Here is a 5369-nt window from a genome sequence, read left to right as displayed (position 1 = left end):
GCACCGGCAGCGCCAAGCCGGATGGAAGAAAGTTCGTCCCGACAGCGGCAAGGCGCACCAGCGACGAGGAGAGGTTCCTGTCAGCCCAGCCCAACCCGGGAACTTACAGGGAAAAGTGGCGTTAATATCGCGCAATGCGGGAGCGTGCAGATGTTTTTGCTCGCAAAAGATACAATTAAGTTCAGCATTCTTGTGGCGCTTTCAGCTATATTCGTCGATGCGTCCATCGCCCACGGCTTGCTTTGGGAGAATGACCCATACTGGACCTATTGGATCACCAAGACTTTCCTGATCGCAACCGTCTTTCTATTTGGTACGGCCTTTCTCGGCATTGGCATCATTCCAGGCTTGGTCCTGACGGCGGTCCACACGCTCATTCTGGAGATTTACTATCAATGGCTTGCGCCCGTGGGGCTGCCGCAGGAACCCGAATGGCTCGACTTCAATCACCTGTGGATTACCGGCGTGCCGGTGCACTACTTGGCGATCCTGGGTGGTTATCTGATGGCGCTGTGGCTTTGGCGGCGAAACCATGTTGTTGCTGAGACCGAACGCGGGGAGACGTGGCGGTTCGTTGTCTACGGGCTCGTTACTGCTGTGATCATCGTTGCGGCAGACGGTGTTTTGACCCAGACGGTGCTGTTGCGCGACTTCCCAGGCATTACCTTCTTCGTCCAGCACCTTTTGATCAGCTTCGTTTTTGTCTGTGTCTGGACTGCTTACGCCGGTGCCGGCCGGCTGGGCTGGACCATCGGCGCGCTCATGCTCGCCTTCGTCTGGACCACTTACAGCATGTATTTGGGCCCACGTGGCCTGCCGCTCGATCAGCCTCATTATTCCGGCTACAGGGATCTTTGGTGGCTGTCGTTTCCAGGCGGTTTCGTTTCGGCACTTATCGGCTGGTGGGTCGGCGGTTGGCTGATGAAGAAGCGACGCGTAATCGGCGTGGCTGGGATCGGCACGCTAGCCGTCCTGCTGGGTGTCCCTGCCGAACCTGCCCACGCTCAATCGAGGGGCACCGACGGTTTGATCGCAACCGCACAGGCTTCGGGCGACGGCATGCGGGTGACCGGGGCCGATCCGTACGCAATGAATAGCACCGTGCCTATGAACGGCACCATTGCAATCCAAACCGTGGAAATGGGCAACCGCTGGTCGCACGTTCAGAACACGGATGGTTTGCGAGTCTCGGCCGGGTTCACCTCCGGCGACGTCGCCTATACGGTCAGCATTGACAAGCCAATGCCGCGCCACCCGCTCGGAAAATATACGACATGGTCAGGCGTAGCGTATGAACACGAGATGCACGGCAACACTGGCATCGGCACGGGCAAGCTGCCGAAGGTGCGGCCGGAAATCGCCCTTTGGGGTTGGGCACAGGTGAGCCGCAACGGGGAAGTGATCGCAGGAGAAGCTCCTGCCCACGTCATGGTGATGACCGAGGGTCCCATCAAAGGCGTAATGCTCGAAATCGGCACGGAGGACCGAGGTCTGATCGCAGAGCCGGACGGGTATATCAACGTGATGTGGCCGAAGGTCGAGGCGCTTCAAATGCCCGAGGGGCAGGAACGGGTGCGACAGATCATCGGCTGGATCGCGATCGTCGGTTTCGTTGTCCTCTTCGGGGGCTTGGCCATTCTTGACCGGAACGACGTCTCACGCGCACGGGCCAAAAAGCTCTGAGAGGTTGCCAAAGGCATTCGGCGTCATCGACGGCGAAGCGCCAGCATCGCCGCCGCTGCCAGTCTTGCTGATCACCGGTGAGCCAAACTGAATACCCGAGCCCAATTCGCGGCAACGTGTTCCAGAAGCGTTCCTGAGGGTGGCGTGTGCCGGAAATGAAGGGGGTACGGGGGCTTCGCGCGAGCCACACGCGATAAATGTGAGCGCGGCATCATACCCTGCCTTCAGGACGACTGTTTCTCTGCAATGACCTCTGTCTACGCTCTTCCAGTTCGGTCGGTGTCCATCTGCTCATTCACACGTCGTTGATAGGCAAAGCCGACAGCCGCAGCGACTGCCAAACCTGCCGCCGCCAGAAGGAGTTTGTCCTCGGTATGCTCATTGCCCGATGCGTCTTGAACAGCTAACGAAGCTTCATCGAAGGGTGCGGATGCTCTCGCGGCAGTCTCGCCCTCGTGCGGCCCAACGCCGCTATGGCGGATACCCGCAGCCAGACGTTCTGTCTTCTCTTTTACAGTTTCCTTGGCCACGCCGGTCAACTCGGCAGCTTCGCGTTTTATTTTACCAGCCGTTTCAAGAGCGAAATCACTGACGCTTTCCGCCAAATCGCTAGATTGCTCCTTCAGGCGCTCCTTGGCGTACGATATGTGATCCACCTGCTGCTCGCCGGGTGGCCGGGCCGAATTGGTCCGCAATAAGCTGAACAATCCCGCTCCGACAAGTGCGGTTGCGATCGGCGGACGGCGGAGGAAACGCCACCCCAAACCGGCCCCAATCGCCAAAGCTGCGCTCGGATTGGCAGCTGCCTTTGCCTTGAAATCGTCAATAATCGCCTGCGCCACCGATTGCATTGAGGCGCTTGCTTTCTCCATCAGCGCATCCTTTGCCTCAAGCGCTTCGTGTTTCAAATCATCGGTAAACTCGGAGAGCATGTTTGGCGACCGAAGTGTCGCCAAATCCTCGGCGAGCTTAGCCCGGGCAGCCTCAACGTCGGATTCAAGATGCGCAAGTTGAGGATCGGCCATCACAAATCTCTCTTGCCACCGGCGCGGGCAGGCTTGCTCGACCGAGGGTTGTCCGACCGCTGCGATTTGGTGGCGCTGCCCGGTTGCAGCTTGGCGGTAGATGGACCGCTCGATCCACTTGGGCTTGGCGAAGACGGCTGCACGGGTTCACTTGATTGCTCCTCTGATGATAAGGCGCTTCCAAAGGCGCCCGCAACGTCCCTTGCGACCTCCTTGAGGCCGTCCGAATTCAGCCCACGTTCCTCGGCTGCGCTCTTGAGCCGTTCGCCCGCCTTTGCTGTCGAAGACTTCAATCGGTCCCCAGCTTTTTCAGCAGCATCCGTCAATCGCTCTCCCGCTGGGCCGAGCGTGCGCCTCTCGACATCGCTGGCCGGTAAAGCAGCAGCTATGGCGGCACCGGCTGCGAAGCCGGCCAGGACAAAAGCCAATGGCTGTTCTTCCACCATGCGGCCAATCGTGTCCTGGAACGTTGATTGGGCTTGCTGCACCATGCGCCCTGACTTCTCGGATACGGTGCGACCGGCCTCTTCTGCGTATGCCGCGGCCGATGATGCGTAGTGACTTGCGGTTTCACTCACCTTCTCCCCAATGCCGGCTAAATTGTCGCGCATGGCCTCTGCTGTCTCGCTAGCCTCTTCCTGCGTTTTTGACGCCCCGCCGCTGGCGGTGCGTACGTGCCGAGCATTTTGGCGCCCATTGGTTCCACGGGATTGCTCGCGATGCCCGGCACTTGAACCGCGGCTGCGCATTAGCAGCGCGCACCCTGCTGCGACGAGCAGAAGGCCTTCGGGATTGTTCCTAGCGGAGCTGAGAAGCCATTCTTTCGTTCCAAAATCCTGGACCTGTGAATTGCGGCTCATGTTAGTTGCTCCTTGGTTGTCGCAATATCCTGCTTTATTTGGCTTATGGAGTGTGTCGGCAGAAGTTCTTTTTGCGCATCAGCGCGGCCCCTATAGTATGCGAAAGCAGCGGCAGCCGCCGTTGCGGCCGCGACGATCAGACACGACCAGTGCAGGGCTATCCCTAAGCTCGCGATTCCAAGTACGACGGCTTGGATTAGAAGCAGAGCGGCGGCCACTCCCAGGGCGCCAGCAGCAGACATCCACACACCTGCTTGGAGCTTCGTTGAGACGTTGGCGGACAGCTCCGCATGCGCCAGGCGCAACTCTTTCTGAAAGAGGTCCGCGACGTCCGCCAACACTGCAGACAGTGCTTGAGGGAGAGGCGAATTCTTCAGTTGTTCCTGTGCCATCAGATCAGTTCGCTCCCTGCCGCCTTTCCGTGATGGATTCTGGAGCGGGAGGCGCGCTCTTCAGCGTGCGGAATGTCAAAAAACCCGCTACGGCGGCCAGCCCAAACACCAAACCCGGCTTGCGCCTGGCCAAATCGGACGCTGCAAGAACCAGTTGATCGACGGATCTGTCTCGCAGGTCGTCTGCGTATCCATCAAGCCTATTGGCGAAGGTGCGCACGACCCCAGCGACGATCGGTGCATTTGTGTCGAGGTCCTCGGCCGCACGTTTGGTCGAACTCGCCAGTTGGCCCATCACCTCGGCGCCGCTGCCGACCTGACGGTCCAACATCTCCTTCACCTGATTGGTCACGGTCGACGCGCCACCAGCGGCCGCCCGTTTGGCGGTTCCCGCTGCCCCTTGTGCTATGTCCGACGCTTTGGATAAGGCGCCCCTTACGGTTGCTCCTATGTCTTCCGAGGTACCGTCACCAGCCCTTACCGCAGTTGGGGGACGCCGTTCAGAATTCCGGTTGTTCATGGTTTCCTCCATTCGAGGAGCAAACGGAGGTAAGGCCCGTTGGTTCCCAATGAGCGACTGGCTAGGGTTTCCAAGTTGCATTTTCGAACTCGGTGCGCGGATCGGGTGCGTTTGCATTCGGAATGACGAGTTGCTTGCGGGCGAGCGCAATGCGAATTACCCATCTGTCCCTTCCCTTGCTGCTTCAACTCTGATGAAGGGTACGCCTCCGGCGAGGGCCGCCTTGCGGGAGCATGGCCCGGTAGCGAAGCTGCGCTCTTAAGGCGTCCTTTCGAGCGCAGTTAGCAGCACAGCATGAGCCATGTGACGTTATTGACCGGACCGGAGCGTCGTCGTCGTTGGCGTGAAGAGGATCAGTGCCGGATCCTGGCCGCGGCATTCGCGCCCGGGTCCAGGGTGGCGGCGGTAGCGCGTCAGTACGATGTCGCAACCAGCCTGATCTATAAGTGGCGCCGCACGCTGAGAGCCCGCGAGACGGGCTTTGCCGAAGTTGTCGTGGTTCCCGATAAGCCTGTCGCCGCTTCGGTGCCGGCGGCGCCACCAGCGGTGATCGAGCTGGAGATCGCCGGCAAGGTGCGGCTGCGGATACCGCTGACCACGCCGCCGACACTGGCGACGGCGATGGTGAAGGCGCTGGGTGTTTCATGATCCCGGTCCCGAGCCAGGTGCGGATCTGGTTGGCGGTCGGCCGGACCGATATGCGTCGCGGAATGCAAGGCCTCGCCCTGCAGGTTCAGGAGACGTTGGGCCGGGATCCGCATGCCGGCGATCTTTATGTCTTCCGCGGCCGCAGCGGCAATCTGGTCAAGATTATCTGGCATGATGGGCTCGGCATGTCGCTGTATGCAAAACGGCTCGAGAAGGGCCGGTTTCTATGGCCGTCGCCGGC

General features: G+C 60.1%; 7 protein-coding genes. 3 read left to right on the top strand and 4 right to left on the bottom strand.

Translation table 11 applies throughout. The features are described from left to right. Window positions 1–150: 150 nt before the first annotated feature. Window positions 151–1683 carry a hypothetical protein gene (locus NKH67_RS33650; RefSeq protein ID WP_353033028.1) on the top strand — a complete coding sequence of 511 codons (1533 nt, stop codon included), beginning with the start codon at window positions 151–153 and terminating at the stop codon, window positions 1681–1683. Window positions 1684–1940: 257 nt separating this feature from the next. Here NKH67_RS33650 and NKH67_RS33645 read toward each other — a convergent pair whose 3' ends face one another. The 4 genes from NKH67_RS33645 to NKH67_RS33630 are packed head-to-tail and all read right to left on the bottom strand — an operon-like array spanning window position 1941 to window position 4312. Further along, window positions 1941–2708 (bottom strand): hypothetical protein, encoded by a 768-nt coding sequence (locus NKH67_RS33645; RefSeq protein ID WP_353033026.1) that lies wholly within the window; start codon window positions 2706–2708, stop codon window positions 1941–1943. Beyond that, window positions 2708–3568: a hypothetical protein gene (locus NKH67_RS33640; protein WP_352929539.1), complete on the bottom strand. Its 861-nt coding sequence runs from the start codon at window positions 3566–3568 to the stop codon at window positions 2708–2710. Before NKH67_RS33640 ends, NKH67_RS33645 begins: the two co-directional genes overlap by 1 nt. Then, complete coding sequence (locus NKH67_RS33635) at window positions 3565–3960, bottom strand: phage holin family protein (protein ID WP_352852075.1); 396 nt, start codon at window positions 3958–3960, stop codon at window positions 3565–3567. Before NKH67_RS33635 ends, NKH67_RS33640 begins: the two co-directional genes overlap by 4 nt. Before the next feature lie 4 nt (window positions 3961–3964). Further along, window positions 3965–4312 (bottom strand): hypothetical protein, encoded by a 348-nt coding sequence (locus tag NKH67_RS33630; protein WP_352852076.1) that lies wholly within the window; start codon window positions 4310–4312, stop codon window positions 3965–3967. Window positions 4313–4774: 462 nt separating this feature from the next. Here NKH67_RS33630 and tnpA point away from each other — a divergent pair, with 462 nt between their 5' ends. Beyond that, entirely contained in the window at window positions 4775–5128 is a 354-nt protein-coding gene (gene tnpA, locus NKH67_RS33625; RefSeq protein WP_353033023.1) for an IS66-like element accessory protein TnpA, read from the top strand. After that, window positions 5125–5369, top strand: a 245-nt coding sequence (gene tnpB / locus NKH67_RS33620) for an IS66 family insertion sequence element accessory protein TnpB (RefSeq protein WP_353033021.1), incomplete at its 3' end; no start/stop codon positions are given. The genes tnpA and tnpB, both read left to right, overlap by 4 nt.

The organism is Mesorhizobium sp. M0968 (assembly GCF_040319065.1).
In the GTDB taxonomy this organism is placed as follows: Bacteria; Pseudomonadota; Alphaproteobacteria; order Rhizobiales; family Rhizobiaceae; genus Mesorhizobium.
Note: the sequence above shows the minus strand (reverse complement) of the source record. Positions and strands in the feature narration are given on the sequence as shown.

Coding starts and splice junctions, on each gene's coding strand:
- NKH67_RS33650 (WP_353033028.1), top strand. CDS start 151: ATGTTTTTGCTCGCAAAAGATACAATTAAGTTCAGCATTCTTGTGGCG.
- NKH67_RS33645 (WP_353033026.1), bottom strand. CDS start 2,708: ATGGCCGATCCTCAACTTGCGCATCTTGAATCCGACGTTGAGGCTGCC.
- NKH67_RS33640 (WP_352929539.1), bottom strand. CDS start 3,568: ATGAGCCGCAATTCACAGGTCCAGGATTTTGGAACGAAAGAATGGCTT.
- NKH67_RS33635 (WP_352852075.1), bottom strand. CDS start 3,960: ATGGCACAGGAACAACTGAAGAATTCGCCTCTCCCTCAAGCACTGTCT.
- tnpA (WP_353033023.1), top strand. CDS start 4,775: ATGAGCCATGTGACGTTATTGACCGGACCGGAGCGTCGTCGTCGTTGG.